The following is a 1,466-nucleotide window of genomic DNA, read 5'->3' on the forward strand; positions in this document are numbered from 1 at the left end:
TGTACGAGTTCAGGACATAGGTAACACATCAGTACCAGTACATGGGTAACAGTTTTGTACCCTGTGAGCATCCACAAAGAGGAGATGCTCATGCCCTGGAAAGAGGTGAGACCTATGGATCAAAAAGTGTTATTCATTAGCGATTGGCTGCGCGGAGCTCTGTCTTTCACTGAGTTATGCCAGCGCTATGGCATCAGCCGAAAGACCGGCTACAAGTGGACAAAGCGCTACCAGTCTTTGGGAATCGACGGCCTTGGCGAACAAGCCCGTCGGCCACATGATAGCCCTTTAAAAATCCCCTATCGGATACGCAAAGCTATTGTGACGTTGCGAACCAAGCAACGCATAACCCCTGGGGCTAAAAAGATTCAGGTCTTACTCGCCCAGCAATTCAGTGATGACCTGATTCCATCGCAAACCACCATCTACCGGATTTTGCACAGTGAAGGGTTGGTAAAGAAGCGCAAACACCGACAGCGAGTTGCGCCTTTCCCACAACCTTTTGCGCCCGTTGATCAAAGTAATCAGTTGTGGAGTGTCGATTTTAAAGGGCAGTTCAAAGTGGGTTCGGGGCAGTGGTGTTATCCGCTCACCGTAATGGATCATCACTGTCGCTATTTGTTGTGTTGTTACGGCCAATCCAATGTTGCTCTGGATGACACCAAAGAAGCCTTCGTTCGGGTGTTTAAGGAATATGGACTGCCACAGAGGATTCGCAGTGACAATGGCGTGCCTTTCGCCAGCCGGGCTGTGGGTGGCTTGTCACGTTTATCTGCCTGGTGGGTACGATTGGGTATCTGTCCAGAGCGCATTGAGCCAGGCAAACCACAGCAAAACGGTCGTCACGAACGTATGCACCGTACGCTTAAGCAAGCGGTTGCCCAGCCGCCCGCACATTCCATGAGAAGCCAGCAATCCCGCTTCAATCAGTTTCAAAAAGAGTATAACGAGCAGCGCCCTCATGAAGCCCTGTCACAGAACACGCCAGATTCGCTGTATAGGGCGTCAAACAGAGCGTTTCCAAGCAAACTGCCGGAATTGACGTATCCTGATCATTTTGAGGTGAAAAAGGTACGCCAAAGTGGCGTGTTGTACTGGAACAATGGCCAATTGTATGTCTCCCATATTTTGCAGGGAGATTGGGTGGGCATGGAGGAGGTTGATGATGGCGTGTGGGATTTATACTACGGGCCAGTTCGCCTGGGTGGATTTGATGTCCGGCAATGTAAAGTAGGCGCCGTCCCATATTGGACGCTAAAAATGTAACCTATGTACTGGTACTGTTTTGTAACCTATGTCTGTGTACCGTACACCCCCAGTCGCCCTTGCCCCTTCGGGGTACCCTCCCTCCTCCGGTGCCATGGCCGGGTCGCGCAGAGGGTACGTCCGTATACCCGCTGCGCTTAAGCCGACGTCCTGTCGGCTTATCCCTATGTCACCTCCGTCACTCGGCAAGGCCGAAGGGG

At 51.9% G+C, this 1,466-nt stretch carries 1 protein-coding gene; it reads left to right on the forward strand.

The genetic code is table 11. From position 1 onward, the window contains the following. Positions 1-90 precede the first annotated feature (90 nt). On the forward strand, positions 91-1,266 hold the full coding sequence (locus tag QSV34_RS15140) for an integrase core domain-containing protein (protein ID WP_289156083.1): 1,176 nt from the start codon (positions 91-93) through the stop codon (positions 1,264-1,266). Positions 1,267-1,466: the final 200 nt, after the last annotated feature.

The organism is Porticoccus sp. W117 (assembly GCF_030341905.1).
In the GTDB taxonomy this organism is placed as follows: domain Bacteria; phylum Pseudomonadota; class Gammaproteobacteria; order Pseudomonadales; family Porticoccaceae; genus SCSIO-12696.

Coding starts and splice junctions, on each gene's coding strand:
- QSV34_RS15140 (WP_289156083.1), top strand. CDS start 91: ATGCCCTGGAAAGAGGTGAGACCTATGGATCAAAAAGTGTTATTCATT.